This is a genomic window from Haloferax sulfurifontis (assembly GCF_014635105.1).
Classification (GTDB): domain Archaea; phylum Halobacteriota; class Halobacteria; order Halobacteriales; family Haloferacaceae; genus Haloferax; species Haloferax denitrificans.
This window is the reverse complement of the sequence record NZ_BMCI01000006.1, coordinates 82,866-103,521: the sequence shown is the minus strand read 5'-3', so window position 1 is coordinate 103,521 and position 20,656 is coordinate 82,866. Positions and strand designations below refer to the sequence as shown.

Sequence of the window (20,656 nt, the reverse complement as noted above, 5' to 3'; positions counted from 1 at the left end):
CGGGTTCGGACCGCTCTTTTTCCGGGTCAGTCCATCCCGCTCGATAGCTCCACGTCGTCGTTCTCCAACTCGCCGCCGGCCGGCGACCCGCGGACGTCGCCCTCGCGCCAGGTTCCTTGGCGGAACCAGAGCCACGCGATGGTCGCGCCCACGATGTTCGAGACGAAAAAGGCGATCCAGATGCCCCGAACGTCGGTGGTCCCGAGGAACCAGAAGTCCGTCGGGAGGAGTCCCTGCGACGCGACGAAGGCGACCGGAAGCCGGATGCCGGCGAGGGTGACGACCGATATCACCGCGGCGATGAGGGTCTTGCCCGCGCCCCGGAAGCCGCCGGAAAAGGCCCGCATGATGCCGATGAAGCCGAACGACAGCGAGACGTACCGCAGGAACTCCGCGCCCACTTCGAGCACCTCGGCGTCGGTCGTGAACACCGAGACGATGGGTTCGGGAACGAGGAAGATGGCGACGCCGAGCAGGCCGAGGACGAAGAACAGGCCCTTAGCGGCGACGTAGTTCGCCTGCTCCGCGCGGTCGTACTTCCCCGCGCCGATGTTCTGGCCGGACATCGTCTCGACGCCGCGGGCGACGGCGATAGCGGGGAGGAAGATGACCGAGAACACGCGGGTCCCGATGCCGAACGCCGCGACGACGGAGGTCGAAAACAGCCCGACGACGATGAGAAGCGCGTTGATAGAGAGCGCGCGACCCGTCCCCTCGATGCTGGCGGGGATGCCGATGCGGAGAATCTTCCGCAGGTACTCGAAGTCCGGCCGCATGTCCGCGAGGTGAATCTGGATGCCTCTGCTCCCCGACACCATGATGGCGATGCCGACGACCATCGCGAGGACCCGCGAGATGACGGTGGCGATGGCCGCGCCCTGAATCCCGAGCTGGGGGAACTGCACCGGTCCGAGCGCCCACCCGTTGATGAAAAACGGGTCGAGGACGACGTTGAGGACGACGGTCCCGAACATCACGAGCATCGGCGTGATGGTGTCGCCCGCCCCGCGCATCAGCGAGATGAACACGAAGAAGCCGAACATGAACGGGAGGCCGAGCGCGATGACCTGCATGTAGGCCGTCGCGCCCGGCAACACGTCCGGCGAGGCCCCGAGGAAGTCGAGGAACGGCCGGACGGCGGGGTAGCCGAGCCCGCCGAGTATCGCCGACCCGAGGAACGCGAACGTGACGGTCTGCGAGGCCGCGTACTCGGCTTTGTCCGTCTCCTCGGCCCCGGTGTGCTGGGCGACGAGGACGCTCCCGGCGACGGACAGTCCCATCCCGAGCGAGATGAGCAGGAACACCATCGGGAAGGCGAACGAGATGGCCGCGAGCGCCTCCGTCGAATACTGGCCGAGCCAGAACGTGTCCGCGAGGTTGTACGCCGTCTGGAGGAGGTTCGTGACGACGATGGGAAGCGACAGGTAGAGAAGCGGCCTGACGATGCCGCCCTCGGTGAGGTTGAGTTCCTCTTGTCCCTTGAACAGGCTCATTCGTCCGCCCCCTCACCCGGCGTCCAGCCGAGGTGGAGCTCCAGCGCGTCCTCGACGACCCGGCGGGTCTCCGCGGGGTGTTCGTCGAGTGCGACGGCGCGGGCGTGCGCGCCGTTGCTCATGGTCGTGATTAGCCGCGCAATCTCTTCGGGGTCGGCCTCGTCGAAGTGCCCGGCCGCCACGCCGTCGCGGACGATGTCGGCGACGACGCCGCGCATCACGCCGTCGAAGTCGAGGAAGCGCTCGCGGAACAGTTCGTGGTAGGGCGCTTGCGCCTTCAGCTCCATGATAGCCACGGGAAAGCCGTCCGAGTCGGGGTCCTTCGGACTGAAAACCGCGTCGAGAACCCCGTCGAGACGCGTTCGCGGGTCGGCCGCGCCGCACGGTAGCTTCGACTCGAACCGCTCGATGAGGTCGTCGAGAAACGCGTTCAGGAGCTCCTCTTTCGTGTCGAAGTGGTAGTGAATCGCGGCGCTCGTCATCGACGACTCGTCCGCGATTCGCTGTACCGTCAGGCCGGCGTACCCGTGTTCGCAGAGCGCCCGATTGGTCGCATCGAGTATCTCGGCTCTGGTCTCTCCGTCCATCTTCTGCCCCGACTTACTGACTGGTCAGTTAAGAGGCTTTGGACCGCGAACGGCTCTGTGGGGGCGTCTCACCCCGCCCGACTGCCGGTGTTTCTAAGTACCCGAATCGGGTACCCGAGTACACGTGTCTCTCTTGCCGTCACCGTACGTGGGCGCGCTCGTCCTCGCGACCGTGCTATCCGCCGGCGTCGCGAGCTACGGGTGGCGGTACCGAGACGAGCCGAGCGGACGCTGGTTCATCGCCCTCACCGTGAGTGCCGGCTGTTGGTCGCTTTTCGAGATGCTCTTCCTCCTCGCCGACTCGCCGGACGCCCGGTTCCTGTGGTTCGTTTTGGAGTCGGTTCCCGCGGAGTGGTCGGTGTTTTTCACCCTGCTTTTCGCCCTCGAAACCGCGGGCTACGAGCGGTGGGTCTCGCGGTGGACCGCCGCGCTTCTCGCCGTGTGGCCCGTGCTGGTTATCACGGGAGTGGCGACGAACGCCCTCGGAGTCCACGCGCTCCTGTGGGAGTCGCTGTCGTTTGCGACCGTCGGCGGAATCACCGCGACCGAGGTCGTTCCCGGGCCGCTGTTCTGGGTCGACGTGGCCTACAGCTACGTCGCAATCGGAGCCGCGCTCGTCGTCCTCGGCATCCACTGTCTCCGGAGCCGACAGATATACAGGAAACAGGCGCTCGTCCTGTTCGTCGCAATCCTCACTCCCGCCGTCGTCGGCTCGGCCTATCTCCTGAGCCCGTTTATGCCCGCCAACCCCATCGCCGTCTCGTTCGCCGTCACGTCGTCGCTCTTCGCGGTCGGCCTCTCGCGGTACCGCATCCTCGACATCAGCCCCATCGCGCGCGACCTCGTCATCGAACGGATGGCCGACCCCGTCGTCGTCGTCGACAGAAAGGGCAGACTGGCCGACAGCAACCCGGCGGCGAGGGCGCTTTTCGACGGCTCTCCCTCGTCGCTTGGCTCCCCCGTCGCCGACGTGTTCGGCGCCGAGACCGCGTCGGCGCTCGAAGCCGGCGGGGAACTGCGGGTCGTCGACGACAACGGCGAGGCGCGGCACTTCGAGGTCGACCGGTCGGCCGTGACCGACGGCCGAGACGCGGTGCGCGGACACCTGCACATCCTCCACGACATCACCGAGCGCCGCGTCCGCGAGCGGTGGTTTCGCGCGCTCACGGAGAACGCCTCCGACCTCATCTTCGTCCTCGACGCCGACGGCTCGGTCACCTACCTGAGCGACTCGGCCGCCCAGACGCTCGGGGCCGACGAGGACCCGAGCGAGGTGGGGTCGCTGGCGCGGTTCCTCCACCCGGACGACGAGGACGCCGCAGTCGAGACGTTCCGGGAGTCGATGAAGCGCCCCGACGAGGACGCCACCGCCGAACTCCGGTTCCGCAGTTCGACCCGCGGGTGGCGCGTCTTCAGCGTGCGGTGTCGGAACCTCCTCGACGACCCCGTCGTCGGCGGCGTCGTCGTCAACGCCCAGGACGTGACCGACCGACGGAAGCACGAACAACAGCTCGAAACGTTCGCCAACGTCGTCTCTCACGACCTGCGTAACCCGCTGAACGTGGCGGAGGGCTACCTCGAACTGGTGAAGGAGGCCGACCGACCGGACCCGGACCACGTCGAGCGAATCGAGGCGGCCCACGAGCGCATGGGCGAAATCATCGCCGACGTGCTCGCGCTCGCCCGCGGCGGGACGGTCGACGAGCGCGAGACGGTCTCGCTCGACGCCGTCGCGGCGGAGGCGTGGACGAACGTCGAAACCGGCACCGCCACGCTCGATACCGCGGGGAGCGCGTCGTTCGCCGCGGACCGGACCCGGCTCCTCCAACTGTTCGAGAACCTGTTTCGCAACTCGGTCGAACACGTCGGTGACGGCGTGACGGTCACGGTCGGCGCGACCCGCGACGGCTTTTTCGTCGCGGACGACGGCCCCGGCGTGCCGCCGGCCGACCGCCCGAAGCTCTTCGAGTCCGGCTTCACCACGGCCGACGACGGCACCGGCTTCGGCCTCGCCATCGTCGAGTCCATCGCCGAGGCCCACGGCTGGTCAGTCGGCTACGAGGACGCCCCGGACGCCGGCGCGCGGTTCGTGGTTCGCGGCGTCGGGCGCGCCGAGGATTCGGCACAGGAGGCGGACGCGGCGTCGTCGGACGACGCCTGACGACGGTCGACCACGCCGCGACTGGACCGCCGCCAGCTACCAAAACCGGTTCTCGTCGAGTCGTCGGAGCGCCTCCTCGACGGTCGCCTCGTTGCGGGAGAACGTAAAGCGGACCCAGTCGGCGGAGCCCTCGGTGTAGAAACTGCTCCCGGGGACGACGGCGACGCCGGCCTCGCGGACGAGCCTGTGGGCGAACTCGGTGTCGTCGGCGCCGCCCGGATAGCGCGTCAGCATGTAGTACGCACCGTCCGGTTTCACGGGGTCGAGGCCGACTTCGCGGAGGCCGTCGTACAGCAGTTCCCCGCGGCGCTCGTAGGAGTCCGAGAGGTCGTCGTAGTAGTCCGCCGGGAGCGACAGCGCCTCGACGCCCGCCCGCTGGAACGGCGTCGGCGCACAGATGCTCGTGTAGTCGTGGACCTTCCGCAACTCGGCCGAAAGCGGTTCGGGCGCGAGCGCGAACCCGACGCGCCAGCCCGTCACGGAGTACGTCTTCGACAGCCCCGTGCAGACGACGGTCCGCCCGGCGAGGCCGTCGATTTCGACCGGGCTGACGTAGTCGTCCGCGTAGACGATATGCTCGTATATCTCGTCGGTGACGACGACGAGGTCCTCCTCGGCGGCGACCTCCGCGACGAGTTCGAGTTCGGCGGGCGAAAAGACGGTGCCCGTCGGGTTGTGCGGGTGGTTGAGAATCAGCATGGACGCCTCTTCGGCGGCGTCCCACAGCGCGTCGGCGTCGAGTTCGAGGCCGTCTGTGATGTCGAGCGGCATCGGCTCGCCCCCGGCGAACTGGACGGCCGGGATGTAGCTCTCGTAGGTCGGCTCGAAGTAGATGACGCCGTCGCCGGGGTCGCAGAGCGCGAGGAGCGTCGAGACGACGGCCTCGCTCGTCCCGGTGGTGACGGTGACCTCAGTTTCGGGGTCGTAGCGGACGCCCTTCCACTCAGCGTAGCGCTCCGAGACCGCCTCGCGGAGTTCCGGCAGGCCCCACGTGATGGTGTACTGGCTCGACGTGTCGATGGCGTCTTTCGCCGCGCGCTTCACGCTCGCCGGGGTCTCGTCCTCGTCGGGAATCCCCTGCGAGAGGTTGATGGCGTCGTGTTCGTGCGCCTCGCGGGTCATCTCCCGGATGACGGACTCGCGGGTTCCCGCGACGCGCTCGCTCCCGATGCGTCGGGAAAAGGGGGACGGTGTCGGCATACGTGGGCTGGGACTGGCTGACACAAGAAGCTTGGCGGACGCGCTCGACGCGACGCCCCGGGTCGCCTCTCCCGACGAACGTTTTAATGCGATGAGGCCGACGTACCACCTGTATGTCGAACCGTCGCGGGCCGGACTTCGAAACGAGGATGGCCGGAGACGAGGAGATTCCGCCTCCGCCGCAGTTCGTCGACCAGGCCACCGTCACCGACGACTCGGTCTACGACGAGTTCGAGGCCGACTGGCCCGACTGCTGGGACCGAGCGGCGGCGACGCTCGACTGGTTCGACCCGTACGAGTCGGTCCTCCCGGACGACGAACCCCCGTTCGAGTGGTTCGCCGGCGGGACGCTGAACGCCTGTTACAACTGCGTGGACCGTCACGTCGAAGCCGGGGCGAAAAACCGCGTCGCCATCAAGTGGGAGAGCCACCTCGGCGAGACGCGGACGTACACGTATCAGGACCTCTACCGCGAGGTCAACGAGTTCGCGGCCGCGCTCCGCGCGCAGGGCGTCGAGGAGGACGACGTGGTCACGCTCTACATGCCGATGATTCCGGAGCTTCCCATCGCCATGCTCGCGTGCGCCCGCATCGGCGCGCCCCACAACGTCGTCTTCGCGGGGCTGTCGGCCGACGCGCTGGCGACGCGGCTGGAGAGCGCGGACTCCCGGTTCCTCGTCACCTGCGACGGCTACTACCGTCGAGGGAGCGCCATCTTCCTGAAGAGCAAGGCCGACGACGCCCGCCTCAAGGCCGCTCACGACCTCGAAGAGATGGTCGTCGTCGAGCACCTCGGCGAGACCGGACACCTCGGCGCGGGACAGCACACCTACGACGAACTGGTGGAGGCTCACGCCGGCGCGGAGGTCGCCCCGGTCGAGCGGGCGGCCGACGACGTGCTGTTTCTCATCCACACGTCGGGGACCACGGGCGAACCGAAGCGCGTCGAACACGTCACCGGCGGCTACCTCGCCCACATCACGTGGACGTCGCAGGCGGTGTTGGACCTCAAGCCGGAGGACACGTATCTCTGTACGGCGAACATCGGCTGGATTAGCGGCCACTCCTACGTGGTCTACGGGCCGCTGGCGCTCGGGACGACGGCGGTGATGTACGAGGGGACGCCGAACTACCCGGAGCGCGACCGCATCTGGGACCTCATCGAGGAGAACGCAGTCGACGTGTTCTACACCGCTCCGACGGCGATTCGGTCGTTCATGAAGTGGGACACGTCGCTCCCCGAGTCGCGGGACCTGTCGAGTCTCCGCCTGCTCGGGACGGTCGGCGAGCCCATCGACCCGCGGGCGTGGAAGTGGTACTACGAACACGTCGGCAACGGGGCCTGCCCGGTCGTGGACACGTGGTGGCAGACCGAGACCGGCGGGATGATGATAACGACCCTGCCGGGCGTCAAGAAGATGAAACCCGGTTCCGCCGGCCCGCCGCTCCCCGGCGTCGGCGCTCGGGTCGTCGACGGCCGCGGCGAGGAAGTGCCCGCGAACGAGGCCGGGTATCTCGTCCTCACGCGCCCGTGGCCCGGCATGCCGCTCGCACTGCGACGCGGCCACCGGTGGGGTGAGGACGCGGCGAAGTTCGACGTGGACGGGTGGCACTACTTCACCGGCGACGGCGCGAAAGTAGACGACGACGGCTACGTCACCGTGCTCGGGCGCGTCGACGACGTCATCAACGTCTCGGGCCACCGCCTCGGGACGATGGAAATCGAGTCGGCCATCGTCGGCGTCGAAGGCGTCGTCGAGGCCGCGGTCGTCAGCGTCGACGACGCCGACGCGGGCGGCATCCACGCCTACGTCACGCTGGAGACGGGCGTCTCCGGAGACGACGACCTCCGCGAGCGCATCGCCGCACACGTCCGCGAGCGCATCGGTCCGATTGCCACGCCGGACGCCGTCGTGTTCACGCCCGACCTCCCGAAGACGCGCTCCGGGAAGATAATGCGCCGGTTTCTCGAAAACATCACTAACGGCGAGGAGTTCGGCGACACGTCCGCGCTCCAGAACCCGGAAATCGTCGGCGAACTCGAATCTATCGTCCGAGACGACTGACGACGTTTCGGATATTTCTATCTCGACGAAACGAAGTTGAGGCCGTTGAAAGCGGTTCTCCCGTATTTTGCCATTTCAACCGTGTCGATTCGCTCCGTCTACCGGAAGATTTAGTTCGGTCTTAGACAGTGTTGCGAAACGAATGCGGGGCGAAAACTCCGACCCGACGCCGCTGTCGGCGGGTGGCTACGAGCGACTGCGACGGGCGACCGAGACGTACCGCGAGGACCTCGTGCTTCGCCTCGGCGCGGAAGTCGGCCTCACGCCGGCCGAGATGAGCCAGTTCGAACCCGCACACGTGACCCAGCGGCGACGCGGGGGAACGGAGCTCTACTTCCTCGCCGTCCCGACCGACGGGCGGGAGGCGTACCTGCCGAACGAGGTCGAACACGACCTGCGGAAGTACGTCACGACGACCGGCATCGACGAGACGGAGCGAGTGCTTCCGGTCACGCCCCGACGCCTACAGATGCTCGTGGCATCGGTCGGAACGCGGGCCGCCGAAACGACCGGCCGCGAGGGGTTGGCGGAGGTTTCGACCCGCGGCCTGCGTCGGCACTTCGCCCGAACGATGCTCGCCGACGGCGTCCCGCCGAGCGTCGTCATGCGGATCGGCGGATGGGACCGAATCGAGAGCCTCGCCCCGCTCCTCGACGACCCGAGCGACGGCGAGGTGTTCGATGCGCTCTCGCCGGCCCCCGTCGACGGCGGCGGGCGTGCCGGGGCCGGGAAATCCGACCGACTGCGTCGGGTCGTCGAGACCGCCCGAAGCGTCGGGTCGGCACTCTCGGCGGTGAACACCCGAAACGAGGTCGAACAGGCGGTCTGTGACGGACTCGCCGAGTCTGACCAGTACCGTTTCGCTTGGGTCGAGTCGGGCGAAACCGACGCGCGAGCGTCGCTCACCGCCGCCGGCGTCGACGAGGGGGCGCTCGAAGCGGTCCGTCAGTCACTCGCCGGTCGAGGCACGGATTTCACTCGACGCGCGTGCGACGCCCGTGCGGTCCAGACGGTGCGTCTCGACTCGTCATCGACGCCGGAGCACGGCCCGCTCGCCGTCGTTCCGCTGGTACACGGCGAAACCGCCTACGGCGCGCTCTACGTCGCCCTCGACGCCGAGGAGGTCGCCGACCCCGAGGCGGCCGTCCTGGTGACGCTGGGTCGCCACGTCGGGCAGGCAATCGCCGCCGCCGAGCGCCGGAAGCTACTCTTGGCCGACACGGTCGTTCAACTGGAGTTCGAATCCTCGGACGAGCGGGACGTGCTCGTTCGACTCTCCGCCGACCTCGGCTGTTCGGTTCGGCTCCGCGGCGTCGTCCCCATCGAAGGACGGTCTCTGCTGTGTTTCCTCACCGTCCGGGAGGCGACGACGGACGCGGTGTTCGACGAGTTGCAGACGGCGGCCGACGTCGAGCACATCCGCCTGATTCGGGACCGAGGGACGGAGTCGCTCCTCGAAGTCGCGCTCTCGGCGGGGTCGGCGATTACGTCGCTCACCTCCTACGACGGCACCGTCTCGCGGTTCGTCGCGGAGGACGGCGTCGCCCATTTCGTCGGCGAGTTCTCGAACGAAACGCCGCTCCGAGACGTGATGTCTGATCTGACCGACGCCTATCCCGCTACCGAACTCGTCGCGAAACAGGAGGTCGAACGGCCCACGCGAAACACCGCCGACTTCCGGGCGTCACTCGTTGCGCGGCTCACCGACAAGCAACAGTCCGTCCTGCGAGCGGCCTACCTCGCCGGCTATTTCGAGTGGCCCCGCGGCAGTACCGCCGAGGACCTCGCCGATTCGATAGATATCTCGTCGCCGACGCTCCACCAGCACCTCCGGACCGCACAGCAGAAGCTCATGACCGCGTTCTTCGACGACGACTCCGACGAACGCGCTTCGACCCTAGACCCTTAGGCGTGCGACACCTTAGCACACAATCGTTCATTATTGAATGAATACTTACTAAATAATCTCCACAGAAATTTATGGCGCTTATATCTCGGCCTGAAGGCTACAAACGCCCCTAATGACTATCGTGTATAATCGTTGTGTTATATTTCGATAATTAGTTACCCTACTTATGGCCCTTGTCGAGACTCGTTAGCACGTACTATGGCACAGGGTGACGCTGAACTGGAGGCACGGCTGGCAGAACAAGACGAGTTCGAACCCTCCGAGGAGTTCGTCGCGCAGGCGAACGTCTCGGACGCCGATATCTACGACGAGTTCGAGGAGAACTGGCCCGACTGCTGGGAGCGGGCCGCCGCGATGCTCGATTGGGACGAAGCGTACGACGAGGTGCTGGACGACTCGAACCCGCCGTTCTACGAGTGGTTCACGGGCGGCGAACTGAACGCCTGTTACAACTGCGTAGACCGCCACGTCGAAACCGGGGACAAGAACCGCGTCGCCATCAAGTGGGAGGGCGAACACGGCGAGACGCGGACGTACACGTATCAGGACCTCTACCGCGAAGTCAACGAGTTCGCGGCCGCGCTCCGCGCGCAGGGCGTCGAAGAAGACGACGTGGTCACGCTCTACATGCCGATGATTCCGGAACTGCCCATCGCCATGCTGGCCTGCGCCCGCATCGGCGCACCCCACAACGTCGTCTTCGCGGGCTTCTCGGCCGACGCGCTGGCGACGCGGATGAACGCCGCGGACTCGCGGTTCCTCGTCACCTGCGACGGCTACTACCGCCGCGGCGACCCGCTCGACCACCTCGACAAAGCTAACGAGGGTCTCGACGGCGTCGACCACGGCGTCGACGCGACCGTCGTCGTCGACCGCCTCGGCGACGACGGCTTCGGCCACGACCTGAAGGGCAACCAGCACGACTGGGACGACCTCCTCGAAGCCCAGAGCGGCGAGCGCGTCGCGCCGGTCGAACGCGACGCCGAGGACATGCTGTTCCTCATGTACACCTCGGGCACGACGGGCCAGCCGAAGGGTGTCAAACACACCACCGGCGGCTATCTCTCCTACGCGACGTGGACTTCCCACGCCGTTCTCGACATCGAGAAGGAAGACACCTACTGGTGTTCGGCCGACATCGGCTGGATTACGGGTCATTCGTACATCGTCTACGGGCCGCTCGCGCTCGGCTCGACGACGGTGATGTACGAGGGGACGCCCGACTTCCCCAACCGCGACCGGATGTGGGAACTCGTCGAGAAGTACGCGGTCGACATCTTCTACACCGCGCCGACGGCGATTCGCGCGTTCATGAAGTGGGGAAGCAAGTTCCCCGAATCGCGGGACCTGTCGAGCCTCCGCCTGCTCGGGACGGTCGGCGAGCCCATCAATCCGCGCGCGTGGAAGTGGTACTACGAACACATCGGTAACGAGGACTGCCCGGTCGTGGACACGTGGTGGCAGACCGAGACCGGCGGGATGATGATAACGACCCTACCGGGCGTGAAAAACATGAAGCCCGGCTCCGCCGGCCCGCCGCTCCCGGGCATCGACGCCCAAATCGTCGACACCGACGGCGACGAGGTAGAGCCCGGCCGCGCGGGCTATCTCACGGTGAACAAGCCGTGGCCGGGGATGCTCCGGACGCTCTACGACAACGACGAGCGCTACGTCTCCGAGTACTGGGCGGAGTACTCCGACACCGACAGCGACGACCCCGACGACTGGGTCTACTTCCCCGAGGACGGCGCGAAAGTGGACGACGACGGCTACGTCACCGTGCTCGGGCGCGTCGACGACGTCATCAACGTCTCGGGCCACCGCCTCGGGACGATGGAGATAGAGTCGGCCATCGTCGGCGTCGAGGGCGTCGCCGAGGCCGCCGTCGTCGGCGGGAACCACGAGGTGAAAGGCGAGGCCGTCTACGCCTACGTCATCACCGAAGACGGGTACGAGGAGGGCGAAGACCTCCGGGCGCGAATCATCGAGGGCGTCGAGGACGCCATCGGTCCCATCGCTCGCCCCGAACAGGTCGTGTTCACGCCCGAACTGCCGAAGACGCGGTCTGGCAAAATCATGCGCCGCCTGCTCGAAGACGTGGCGAACGGGGCGGAACTGGGTGACACCTCGACGCTCCGGAACCCGGCGGTCGTCGAGGAAATCGCGGCGAAGGTCCGCGCACAGAGCGACTGAACGGCCCTCACCGGCCGAGCGTATCGAGTGTAATCATCAGCCAGCAAATCTATGTCAAGCCAAACCACCGAGTCAGAAATCGACTCACACGCACCGAACGCCGACCGGAGCACAGCTTCCGACCACGAGGAGATAGACTACCTCTCGCGGGAGGTGAACCTGCTGAAACCGAGCACCCCGTTCATGCGAGACCACCTGAAAGTAATCTGGACCGGTTTCGTCGCGTGGGCGCTTCTCACGTTCGGCCCGCCGGTTCTCACCTACTTCGCACCGGCGACGATGACCGCGGAGCTTCCGGTCATCGGCTTCCCGGCGCACTACTTCCTCGTCGCCGTGTTGTCGCCGACCAGTTCGCTCGTGCTCGCGTTCGTCTACTCGCGCAAGCGCGACCAACTCGACAAGCGGTACGGCATCGACCACGCGGCGTCGACGTCGCGCTCGACGGGCGAGAGTGAGGCCGCCGTCGCCGACGGAGGGCGCGTCGAATGACGCCGAGCGTGTTCCTCCAGTCGGGCGACCTGCTTCCCGAGGCGCTCAACATCTCGTTCAAACTCGTGCCGGCCGTCATGGTCGTCGGGATGTTGGTCCTGTTTCTCGCCATCGGCTACGTGTTCAAAGTCGCCGACACCGAGGGAATGTGGGTCGCCGGCCGGTCGATTGGAAACGTCGAAAACGGGATGGCCATCGGCGCGAACTGGATGTCGGCGGCGTCGTATCTCGGACTGGCGGGGTTGGTCGCCCTCGCGGGCTTCTACGGGCTCGCGTTCATCATCGGCTGGACGGCTGGCTACTTCGTCCTCCTTATCTTCCTTGCCGCGCAGATGCGTCGGTTCGGGAAGTACACCGCACCCGACTTCGTCGGCGACCGGTTCAACTCCGACACGGCGCGGGCGATCGGCGCGCTGACGACCATCCTCATCGGGTTCGTCTACTCGGTCGGACAGGCCCGCGGGATGGGCCTCGTCGGACTGTACGTCTTCGGGACCGACTACGTCACGATGGTCGTCGTCATGATGGCGATTACGGTCGGCTACCTGACCATCTCCGGCATGATGGGCGCGACCAAGAACATGGCCGTCCAGTACGTCATCCTCATCGTCGCGTTCCTGACGGCCGTCTACGTCGTCGGGTTCACCGGCGGCTACTCGACCGTCCTCCCGCAGATCGAGTACGGCCGACTCATCGGCGAACTGTCCGCGGAGTTCTCCGAACCGTTCGCCAACGCGGGGTTCTACCTCTGGATTGCCACGGCGTTCTCGCTCATCTTCGGGACGTGCGGCCTCCCGCACGTGTTGGTGCGGTTCTACACGGTCGAAAACGAGAAGACGGCGCGGCAGTCGACCGTCTGGGGGCTGTTTTTCATCCTGCTCCTGTACTGGAGCGCCCCGGCGCTGGCGGCGTTCGGCGTCGACCTCTACGACGCCTCCCAGTACGGCCCGACGTTCGCGGCCAACGGCGGCATGAGCGGCGGCGAGGGCGACCTCATCGTGGTGCTCGCGGCACAGCTTTCGAACCTGCCGACGTGGTTCGTCGGCCTCGTGGCCGCCGGCGGCATCGCCGCCGCCATCGCGACGACGGCGGGGCTGTTCATCACCGCCTCGTCCGCCGTCTCCCACGACATCTACACGAACATCATCAACCCCGACGCGACCCAGCGCCAGCAGGTGTTCGTCGGTCGGGCGACCATTGTCGCGCTCGGTATCATCGTGACGGTGACCGCGTTCGACCCGCCGGCGCTCGTCGGCGAACTGGTCGCGCTCGCGTTCTCGCTCGCGGCCATCGTGCTGTTCCCGATGTTCTTCCTCGGTCTCTGGTGGGAGAACACCAACCGTCAGGGCGCGCTCGCGGGCATGAGCGTCGGCCTCACGCTCTGGGTCGCCGCGGTGGTCAACGACCTCATCTTCCACTTCAGCGACGCCTTCGCCGAGTTCGTGCCGGCCATCGGCGCGGCGCTCGTCGGCACGCCGCTCGTGTTCGTCGTCACCATCGCCGTCTCGATGGCGACGGACGAACCGCCCGAGCGAATCAAGAAGATGGTCAGGCAGTGTCACAGCCCGGAACCGATGGGCCAGCAACAGTCCGCAGAAGACGTCGTCATGAGCGCCGACGGGGGCCAGTCCCCCGCGGACGACTAACCAATGTACGAACACATCCTCGTTCCGACTGACGGAAGCGACGCGGCGGAGTACGCCGTCGAACAGGCGGTCGACCTCGCCTCGAAGTACGGCGCGACGGTCCACGCGCTGTACGTCGTCGACGTCGACGCCACCAGCTACTCGCTTGGGACAGAGCAGGTCGACCGCATCCGGCAGGGCCGCCTCGACGACATGCCCGAAGTGAAGCAGGCGGCCGACAAGGCCACGGGCTACGTCGCCGACGCCGCGGCCGAACACGGACTGGCCGTCCGCGAACACGTCGTCGCGGGCGAACCGGCGCGCGCCATCAGGAAGTTCGTCGACGACAACGACATCGACCTCGTCGTGATGGGCTCGCACGGTCGCTCCGGTCTCTCCCGGGTCGTCCTCGGGAGCGTGACCGAACGCGTCCTGCGGCGGACGCGGCTCCCGGTGCTCGTCGTCGACGTCCACGAAAAGGACGCGGAAACAGACGCGGAAGCAGAAGCGTAACCCATGTACGACACGACCCACGCGTGGACGAACGCGCCACTCGCGGCTCCCGACGGGGTGGACCGACGATGAGCCTCGCGGAGACGATTCGCACCCACGTGCGCGAACACCGCTCGGGTATGCTGACCGACCTGCTTTTCGCCCTCGTGTGGGTGACGGTCGTTTCGGTCCTGTTCGACGTTCTCGACGGGCCGCAGTGGGCCTTTTACCTCTGTATGGGTGCGGGCGTCGTCGCGTACTTCGGCTTCTTCGCGTCGGTCGAAGCCGCGCGCGAACAGCGCTGACGTCGGGTTCTTCTTTAGGTCGGCACCGCCTGCGCCCTCACTCGCTCGTCGCCGTCGGTGACGGCGGGTCGGACGCCGTCAACGCCGCGCCGACCTTCGCGCCCGCGCCGCCGAGGAGCGCCGACAGACCGAACCCGAGCAGGCCGACCGCGGCGACCCCGCCGAGCACCATCAGCCAGCCCGCGACGACGAACCACGTCGGGCCGGACAGCCCGCTTGCGAACGCGAGCACGTCGAACAGCACCCACAGGATGGGGAGGCCGCCGACGAGCCCCGTCTGGACGCCGACGCCGGTCGCCGTTCCGTGCCGTCGCTTCGCCACCGCGCCGACGACGAGGCCGGCGAAGAACACCGCGGTCAGCGACATCGCCGACCGCCCGTCCAGATAGCTCCACGAGACGAACGCCGCCGCGACGAACCCGCCGGCGAGGCTGTACCGCCGTCGCCACGAGAGGCCGGTCGGCGGGCGAAATCCGGTCATACGTCTGTTCGTGTCTCCCAGCTAATAGCTCTGTTCACGAGCCGCCGAAAAATCGGGACGCTTCGGGGCTACTCGTCGCGCTCTCGCCGCCGGTAGGCGATGCCCAGACCGGCGGCGAGTAGCACGGCGACGACGGCCAGCGTCCATCCGGTGGCGTTGCCGCCGTCGTCGCCGGTCTCGTCGCCGTCGGCCGCACCGCCATCGGTCTCGCCGCCGTCAGCCCCGGCGGTCGAGTCGTCGACCGACGCCGCCGTCTCGGTCTCGCCTGCGTCCTCGACGGTGACACTGCCGACGACCCGGTCGCCGACCGCGAGTTCGTACGTTCCGGCCTCGTCGAAGGCGTAGCTGAGCGTAGCCGTCCCGTTCTCGAACGCGCCGAGCTCCACGGTCTGGCCGGCGACGCGCTCGCCGTCGACCAGTAAGTCGAGTTCGTGGGACCCCCCCGCGCCGCCGCGGTTCGCCACGTCGACCGAGAGTTCGACTTCCTCTCCGACCGACACGGTCGTCTCGGTGATATCGGCGGCGGTCGTCTCGAAGACGGGGACGGTCGAGCCGATACTGAACCGCGACAGGCCGGGCGAGGTCGCCTCGAAGACGTAGCGCATCTCGGACTCATCGACGAGACTGGCGTCGAGTCTGCGCCACTGCGTCTGTTCGTCGCGGTAGAGCGCGACCGACTCCGGTCCGGTGTTCGTCTCCTCGAAGTAGCGCTTCCGCACGTTGAACGTGAACGTCACGTCCTCGATGTCGTCGTCGTGTATGGTGTGGCCGACAACGACGTAGCCCGCCGGCCTCGCTCCCGTCTCGCGCTGGAAGCGCTCGCTCGTGGCTTCGTCCTCGGACGCCTCGTACGTCGTGACGTCCAGCGAGAAGTCGTCCCCGTTTCTCACGTTCATCGAGAGCTGTGCGACCGAGACGGTCTCGTCGGTTGACGACGACGAGTCGCCGGCGGTCCCGGAGTCGTCGGTCTCGGCCCCGCCGGTTTCGGTGTCGCCCGCCGGCGGTTCGAGCGGGATGACGACGGGGCGGCTCGTGTCGATGTTCGTCACCGCCACGTCCGACCGCTTCGTCGTCCCTTCGCTCGCCGTCTCGACGACGACCTCCGCGTCGTCGCCCGTCTCCTCGGTCGTCCCCGACGAAGACGAGGACGAGGATGACGACGACGAGGAGGACGACGATGACGACGATTCTTCGGTCACGGTGACGGTCATCGTGTCCGAATCGACGTTGCCGGCGGCGTCAGTCACGTTCAGGGTGACGGTGTAGGTGCCGGTCGAGTCGTAGCTGTGCGTCTCGGTGGCGTTCGTCGCGTTCGCGCCGTCACCGAAGTCCCACTCGTAGCTGTCGAGGACGCCGTTGTCGGTCGACCCGCTGGCGTTGAACTCGACTGCGGTCCCCTCCGTGACCGACACGTTGTCGCCGGCGTCTGCGGTGGGTGCGGTCGTGTCGTTGACGGTCACGACCAGCGAGTCGGAATCGGCGTTGCCGCCGCCGTCGGTCACCGTCAGCACCACGTCGTACGTGCCGGGGTCGGCGAACGTGTGGTTCGGCGTCGCCCCGGTCGCGTTCGCGCTGTCGCCGAAGTCCCATTCGTAGCTGTCGATGGCACCGTTGTCGGTCGACTCGGAGCCGTCGAAGTCGACGTCGGTGTCCTCGTCGACGGTCTGGTTGATCCCGGCGTCGGCGGTCGGCGCGGTCGTGTCGTTGACCGTCGCGGTGAGCGTGTCGAACGCGCTGTTGCCGACGGTGTCGGTCACGTTCAGCGTGACGGTGTAGGTGCCGGGGTCGGCGAACGCGTGGGTGGCGTTCTCGCCGGTCGCGTTCGCGCTGTCGCCGAAGTCCCACTCGTAGGTCGCGACTCCCGAGGCGTCGGTCGCCGTCGCGTTGAACTCGGCGGTGGCGTCCTCGTCGACGGTCTGGTCCGCGCCCGCGTCTGCGGCCGGTGCGGTCGCGTCGTCGACCGTCACGACGAGCGTGTCGGCGTCGGCGTTACCGCCGCCGTCGGTCACGTTCAGCGTGACGTTGTAGGTACCGGGGTCGGCGAACGTGTGGCTCGGAGTCGCTCCGGTCGCGTTCGCGGAGCCGTCGTCGAAGTCCCACTCGTAGCTGTCGATGACGCCGTTGTCGGTCGAGGCGGAGCCGTCGAAGTCGACGGCGGTGTCCTCGTCGGCGGTTTGATTCGCGCCCGCGTCTGCGGTGGGTGCGGTCGTGTCGTTGACGGTCACGACCAGCGAGTCGGTTTCCTCGTTTCCCGCGGCGTCGGTGGCGGTGAACGTCGCCGTGTAGGTGCCGGGGTCGGCGAACGTGTGCGTGGCGTTTTTGCCGGTCGCGTTCGCGGAGCCGTCGCCGAAGTCCCACGAGGTGCTCGTGACGCCGACGGCGTCGGTCGCCGTCGCGTTGAAGTCGAGCGCGACGTCCTCGTCGACGGTCGCGTTCGCTCCCGCGTCGACGACGGGCGCGACCGTGTCGATAGTGACGCTGTCGGACTCGCTTGCGGCCCCGTCCTGCCCGTCGGCGTTCTTGGCGGTCTCGACCGTGACGGTGTAGGTACCGTCGCTCCCGGTCTCGTACGGCGACGCGAGCGCGTACGTGTACGGCCCGCTCCCCGATTCCGCGAAGTCGGCCTCGGTGAACGTCGTCGAACTCGGGCCGGAGACCGAGACGGAGACGTTCGTCAGGGCCTGCGACGAGTCGAACGACACGGAGAGGTTCTGCCCCGAGGGGCTCGTCGCGTTGACCGCGGAGACGGCGGGTGCCGGTTCCGCGAGCGCGTGGAACTGACTGCCGCTCCCGTAGTAGAGGTAGCCGTTCCACGCGAGCGGCGTGGGGTAGAGGGTGCTCGTCGGCGAGTCGTACGACCACAGCTCCGTCCCGTCGGTCGCGTTGAACGCGTGGACGGTCGAGTCACCGTAATCGGAGACGTAGAGCACGTCGCCCGCGACGACCGGCGCGCCGCGGAAGTCGCTCCCGGACGCGTTCCAGAGTCTGCTTCCGTCGGTGGCGTCGAGCGCGACGAGTTCGCCGCCTCGGCTCCCGGCGTAGACGACGCCGTCGGCGTACACCTGACTCGAATCCACGTCGCCCGCTATCGAGTAGTTCCAGCGCTCGGTGCCGTCGGTCGCGTTGATGGCGTACACGCTTCCGTTCTCGCCTGTTGGCGTGGTGTCGCTTCCGACGAACACCGTGTCGTTCGCGACCGTCGGGTCCGACTGGCTCCCGTCGAGGAGGGTGTAGTTCCAGATTTTCGTCCCGGTGGTGGCGTTCAGCGCGGTCAGGTTGTCGTCGTCGGCCGAGACGTAGACGACGCCGTCGACGACCGCGGGGTTCGACTCCACCAGAATCGGCTGGTACATCGTGTAGTACCAGAGCTCATCGCCGGTGTCGGCGTCGACCGCGGTCAGGTTCCCGTCGTTGCTTCCGAAGTAGACGACGCCGTCGACGACCGCGGGGGCCGACCGGACGTTCGTCTGCGTCGTGTAGTTCCAGAGTTCGGTGCCGTCGGTCGCGTTTATCGCGTGTAACTTGTAGTCGTTGCTTCCGAGGTAGAGGACGCCGTTGGCGTAGGCGGGCGTGGTCCACGTCGACCCGTCGTCATTATTGGGCGTACGAGTCCTCGATGGACCGACCGGTCCGTCGGATTCTCCCGGCTCTGACGGGCGAATTGTCCGTTTCGATGGACTGTGCCGTCGAACACCGGCGGGGTTCTCACTCACGTGTTTCGGGGTCGTGGTGCGCTCGAATTTGGTCCGCCGTGATTCAGTTACGTATCGCGCTATACGATTTATCGACTCCGATATCCTCTGAACGTCGAGACGCCTATCTCGATGAAACGGACCGCTTTCGAGTTTCGGGCCCTCGCGCGTCACCCGCGACTCGCTAAACCCCGCGTCACCATCAGCGGGATTCGGCACTCGTATGCATCGCATTACTTATGGAGACGATTGGCTCACTATCAGCCGATATACGTGATTTCGATGGGTTCATCAGTCTCGTGGGCCGGTTTTCATTCAAATGAGGCTCTGTCGCCGTCGTAGACCGTTCCGGACGCCACACCACCGGAGACCGCGTCGGGTGAGGTGAGCATGGCGTCAGTCCTGCTCGTGCTCTCGATTGCGCTCTTGGCGGCCCTATTCATGTCGTTCACCGTCGGAGCGAACAGTAACTCGGCCCCCGTCGCGCCCGCCGTCGGAGCCAACGCGCTGTCGGTTCTTCGAGCCGCCCTGCTCGTCGGCATCGTCGCCGGGCTCGGGGCGATTCTCCAGGGGGGAAGTATCTCCGAGACCATCGGTAAAGACCTCGTGACCGGCGTGGCAATCACGCCGATAGCGGCGGCGGCGGCCCTGTTGACCGCCGCGACCCTCATCACGATTGGGAACACCTACGGCTATCCGATACCGTCGGCGTTCACCGTCACTGGAGCGATGATCGGGTCCGGTATCGCCCTCGGCGGCGGCTTCGCCGTCGACGAGTACGTCGTCATCCTCGGATTCTGGTTCGCGATTCCCATCGTCGAGGCCGTCCTCGCGTACGGCCTCGCGCGCGGGCTTCGAAGCGACGCCATCCCCGAAACCGTCGGCATCCCCGTCCTCGGCGGCGCAGTCGGCTATGCGCTGGCCAACATCCAACTCACGGTCATCCCGACCGCGAGCGGCGCACAGGGGTCGGTCGCTCGATACCTCGCCACGACGTCCCAGCTTCTTCCGACGGTCGTCGGCGGCTCGTACACCCTCGGCATGGTGGTCGTGAGCGCGCTCTGCGGGCTCGTTGCGCTCGTCGGGACGCGCGGGTTGCTCCGACGCGACGAGACCGCGGGCATCAATCAGTTTCTGGTCGTGCTAGGACTCATCGTCGTGTTCACGAGCGGTGGCTCGCAGGTCGGGCTGGCGACCGGCCCACTGGAAGCGGTGTTCGAGACGGACCTCCAACTCCCGTCTATCTACCTGCTTGCGCTCGGCGGCGGCGGGATTCTCCTCGGCGCGTGGATTCGAGGGCCGCGACTCGTGCAAGCCGTCTCGAACGAGTACGCCTCGCTCGGCCCACGGCGGTCGATAGCCGCCCTGATTCCCGCCTTTCTCATCGCTCAGCTCGCAATCGTACTGGGAATCCCCATCTCGTTCAACAAAGTGATGATCGCGAGCATCGTCGGCAGTGGGCTCGCGGCGAGTTCGTCCGGCGAGAGCGGCGTCTCGCCGCGGAAAGTCGGCATTACCCTCGGTTCGTGGGTCGGCTCGATGCTCGGCGCGGGCCTCATCAGCTACGGCCTGTATCACGTCTTGACCGCGATTCCCACCGTCGGCTAGTCAGGGGACGATCTGGTCGATGAGCTCTTCTTCCGCGGCCCGGGTCTTCATCTGCTCCCACGTCTCGAAGTCGGTCGTCGCGTCGACGTATCCGTTGAGTCGGTCACGAGAGACGCCCTGCACGTCGCTGACGTCGTCGAGGGACCACGGGCTCTGTTCGCAGAACGCGGCAAACGAATCGAACTCGGTGTGGTCGCTCATGAACGGCTGTGAGAAGAACGCGTCCGACTGCACTCGCGTGCCCGCTTGCAGTTCGCCGAGTCGGTTCAACGCGCTCTCGACCCGTTCTTCGAGACCGTTCAGGCCGGTAACCTGAAGATCCATGCCCGACGGTCACTCCTCGACACGGGTAAAA

At 66.9% G+C, this 20,656-nt stretch carries 15 protein-coding genes; 9 read left to right on the top strand and 6 right to left on the bottom strand.

Going from position 1 to position 20,656, the window contains the following annotated elements:
- Positions 1 to 26: 26 nt before the first annotated feature.
- Both IEV64_RS15900 and IEV64_RS15895 read right to left on the bottom strand, forming a co-directional pair.
- A complete protein-coding gene (locus IEV64_RS15900) occupies positions 27 to 1,493 on the bottom strand; it encodes an MATE family efflux transporter (RefSeq protein ID WP_007276419.1) in 1,467 nt (488 codons plus the stop codon).
- Positions 1,490 to 2,080, bottom strand: a complete 591-nt coding sequence (locus tag IEV64_RS15895) for a TetR/AcrR family transcriptional regulator (protein ID WP_007276418.1) — start codon at positions 2,078 to 2,080, stop codon at positions 1,490 to 1,492. The genes IEV64_RS15900 and IEV64_RS15895 overlap by 4 nt, the downstream gene beginning before the upstream one ends.
- 148 nt (positions 2,081 to 2,228) lie before the next feature.
- Here IEV64_RS15895 and IEV64_RS15890 point away from each other — a divergent pair, with 148 nt between their 5' ends.
- Positions 2,229 to 4,241: a sensor histidine kinase gene (locus IEV64_RS15890; RefSeq protein ID WP_007276417.1), complete on the top strand. Its 2,013-nt coding sequence runs from the start codon at positions 2,229 to 2,231 to the stop codon at positions 4,239 to 4,241.
- 36 nt (positions 4,242 to 4,277) lie between these two features.
- On the opposite strand, the gene IEV64_RS15885 is transcribed toward IEV64_RS15890, so the two are convergent.
- On the bottom strand, positions 4,278 to 5,441 hold the full coding sequence (locus IEV64_RS15885) for a pyridoxal phosphate-dependent aminotransferase (protein ID WP_188424397.1): 1,164 nt from the start codon (positions 5,439 to 5,441) through the stop codon (positions 4,278 to 4,280).
- A gap of 149 nt (positions 5,442 to 5,590) precedes the next feature.
- Between IEV64_RS15885 and acs (IEV64_RS15880) the strand changes: the two genes are divergently transcribed.
- The 7 genes from acs (IEV64_RS15880) (at position 5,591) to IEV64_RS15850 (ending at position 14,520) form a co-directional block, all read left to right on the top strand.
- Positions 5,591 to 7,507, top strand: coding sequence for an acetate--CoA ligase (gene acs, locus IEV64_RS15880; protein WP_188424608.1), 1,917 nt, complete (start codon positions 5,591 to 5,593; stop codon positions 7,505 to 7,507).
- A gap of 142 nt (positions 7,508 to 7,649) precedes the next feature.
- Positions 7,650 to 9,416: a bacterio-opsin activator domain-containing protein gene (locus IEV64_RS15875; protein WP_188424395.1), complete on the top strand. Its 1,767-nt coding sequence runs from the start codon at positions 7,650 to 7,652 to the stop codon at positions 9,414 to 9,416.
- Positions 9,417 to 9,614: 198 nt separating this feature from the next.
- Complete coding sequence (acs, locus tag IEV64_RS15870; RefSeq protein ID WP_188424393.1) at positions 9,615 to 11,609, top strand: acetate--CoA ligase; 1,995 nt, start codon at positions 9,615 to 9,617, stop codon at positions 11,607 to 11,609.
- Positions 11,610 to 11,660: 51 nt separating this feature from the next.
- Positions 11,661 to 12,098, top strand: a complete 438-nt coding sequence (locus IEV64_RS15865; RefSeq protein ID WP_188424391.1) for a DUF4212 domain-containing protein — start codon at positions 11,661 to 11,663, stop codon at positions 12,096 to 12,098.
- Positions 12,095 to 13,744 (top strand): VC_2705 family sodium/solute symporter, encoded by a 1,650-nt coding sequence (locus IEV64_RS15860; protein ID WP_188424389.1) that lies wholly within the window; start codon positions 12,095 to 12,097, stop codon positions 13,742 to 13,744. Before IEV64_RS15865 ends, IEV64_RS15860 begins: the two co-directional genes overlap by 4 nt.
- Positions 13,745 to 13,747: 3 nt before the next feature.
- Positions 13,748 to 14,236: a universal stress protein gene (locus IEV64_RS15855; RefSeq protein ID WP_007276412.1), complete on the top strand. Its 489-nt coding sequence runs from the start codon at positions 13,748 to 13,750 to the stop codon at positions 14,234 to 14,236.
- 68 nt (positions 14,237 to 14,304) lie between these two features.
- Entirely contained in the window at positions 14,305 to 14,520 is a 216-nt protein-coding gene (locus tag IEV64_RS15850) for a DUF8119 family protein (RefSeq protein WP_007276411.1), read from the top strand.
- Between the two features lie 37 nt (positions 14,521 to 14,557).
- On the opposite strand, the gene IEV64_RS15845 is transcribed toward IEV64_RS15850, so the two are convergent.
- On the bottom strand, positions 14,558 to 15,001 hold the full coding sequence (locus IEV64_RS15845; RefSeq protein WP_188424387.1) for a DUF5518 domain-containing protein: 444 nt from the start codon (positions 14,999 to 15,001) through the stop codon (positions 14,558 to 14,560).
- Positions 15,002 to 15,069: 68 nt separating this feature from the next.
- Positions 15,070 to 18,714, bottom strand: coding sequence for a PKD domain-containing protein (locus IEV64_RS15840; protein ID WP_229722700.1), 3,645 nt, complete (start codon positions 18,712 to 18,714; stop codon positions 15,070 to 15,072).
- A 369-nt stretch (positions 18,715 to 19,083) separates the two neighbouring features.
- Between IEV64_RS15840 and IEV64_RS15835 the strand changes: the two genes are divergently transcribed.
- Positions 19,084 to 20,301 (top strand): inorganic phosphate transporter, encoded by a 1,218-nt coding sequence (locus IEV64_RS15835; protein WP_007276401.1) that lies wholly within the window; start codon positions 19,084 to 19,086, stop codon positions 20,299 to 20,301.
- On the opposite strand, the gene IEV64_RS15830 is transcribed toward IEV64_RS15835, so the two are convergent.
- On the bottom strand, positions 20,302 to 20,625 hold the full coding sequence (locus tag IEV64_RS15830; RefSeq protein ID WP_007276400.1) for a hypothetical protein: 324 nt from the start codon (positions 20,623 to 20,625) through the stop codon (positions 20,302 to 20,304). It abuts the gene before it with no gap.
- Between the last annotated feature and the right edge of the window lie 31 nt (positions 20,626 to 20,656).

Bases quoted from the DNA above. Each gene is read 5' to 3' on its own strand.
- IEV64_RS15830 (WP_007276400.1), bottom strand. From the start codon at position 20,625: ATGGATCTTCAGGTTACCGGCCTGAACGGTCTCGAAGAACGGGTCGAG.
- IEV64_RS15860 (WP_188424389.1), top strand. From the start codon at position 12,095: ATGACGCCGAGCGTGTTCCTCCAGTCGGGCGACCTGCTTCCCGAGGCG.
- IEV64_RS15855 (WP_007276412.1), top strand. From the start codon at position 13,748: ATGTACGAACACATCCTCGTTCCGACTGACGGAAGCGACGCGGCGGAG.
- IEV64_RS15865 (WP_188424391.1), top strand. From the start codon at position 11,661: ATGTCAAGCCAAACCACCGAGTCAGAAATCGACTCACACGCACCGAAC.
- IEV64_RS15850 (WP_007276411.1), top strand. From the start codon at position 14,305: ATGAGCCTCGCGGAGACGATTCGCACCCACGTGCGCGAACACCGCTCG.
- IEV64_RS15895 (WP_007276418.1), bottom strand. From the start codon at position 2,080: ATGGACGGAGAGACCAGAGCCGAGATACTCGATGCGACCAATCGGGCG.
- IEV64_RS15885 (WP_188424397.1), bottom strand. From the start codon at position 5,441: ATGCCGACACCGTCCCCCTTTTCCCGACGCATCGGGAGCGAGCGCGTC.
- acs (WP_188424608.1), top strand. From the start codon at position 5,591: ATGGCCGGAGACGAGGAGATTCCGCCTCCGCCGCAGTTCGTCGACCAG.
- IEV64_RS15835 (WP_007276401.1), top strand. From the start codon at position 19,084: ATGGCGTCAGTCCTGCTCGTGCTCTCGATTGCGCTCTTGGCGGCCCTA.
- IEV64_RS15845 (WP_188424387.1), bottom strand. From the start codon at position 15,001: ATGACCGGATTTCGCCCGCCGACCGGCCTCTCGTGGCGACGGCGGTAC.
- IEV64_RS15875 (WP_188424395.1), top strand. From the start codon at position 7,650: ATGCGGGGCGAAAACTCCGACCCGACGCCGCTGTCGGCGGGTGGCTAC.
- acs (WP_188424393.1), top strand. From the start codon at position 9,615: ATGGCACAGGGTGACGCTGAACTGGAGGCACGGCTGGCAGAACAAGAC.
- IEV64_RS15900 (WP_007276419.1), bottom strand. From the start codon at position 1,493: ATGAGCCTGTTCAAGGGACAAGAGGAACTCAACCTCACCGAGGGCGGC.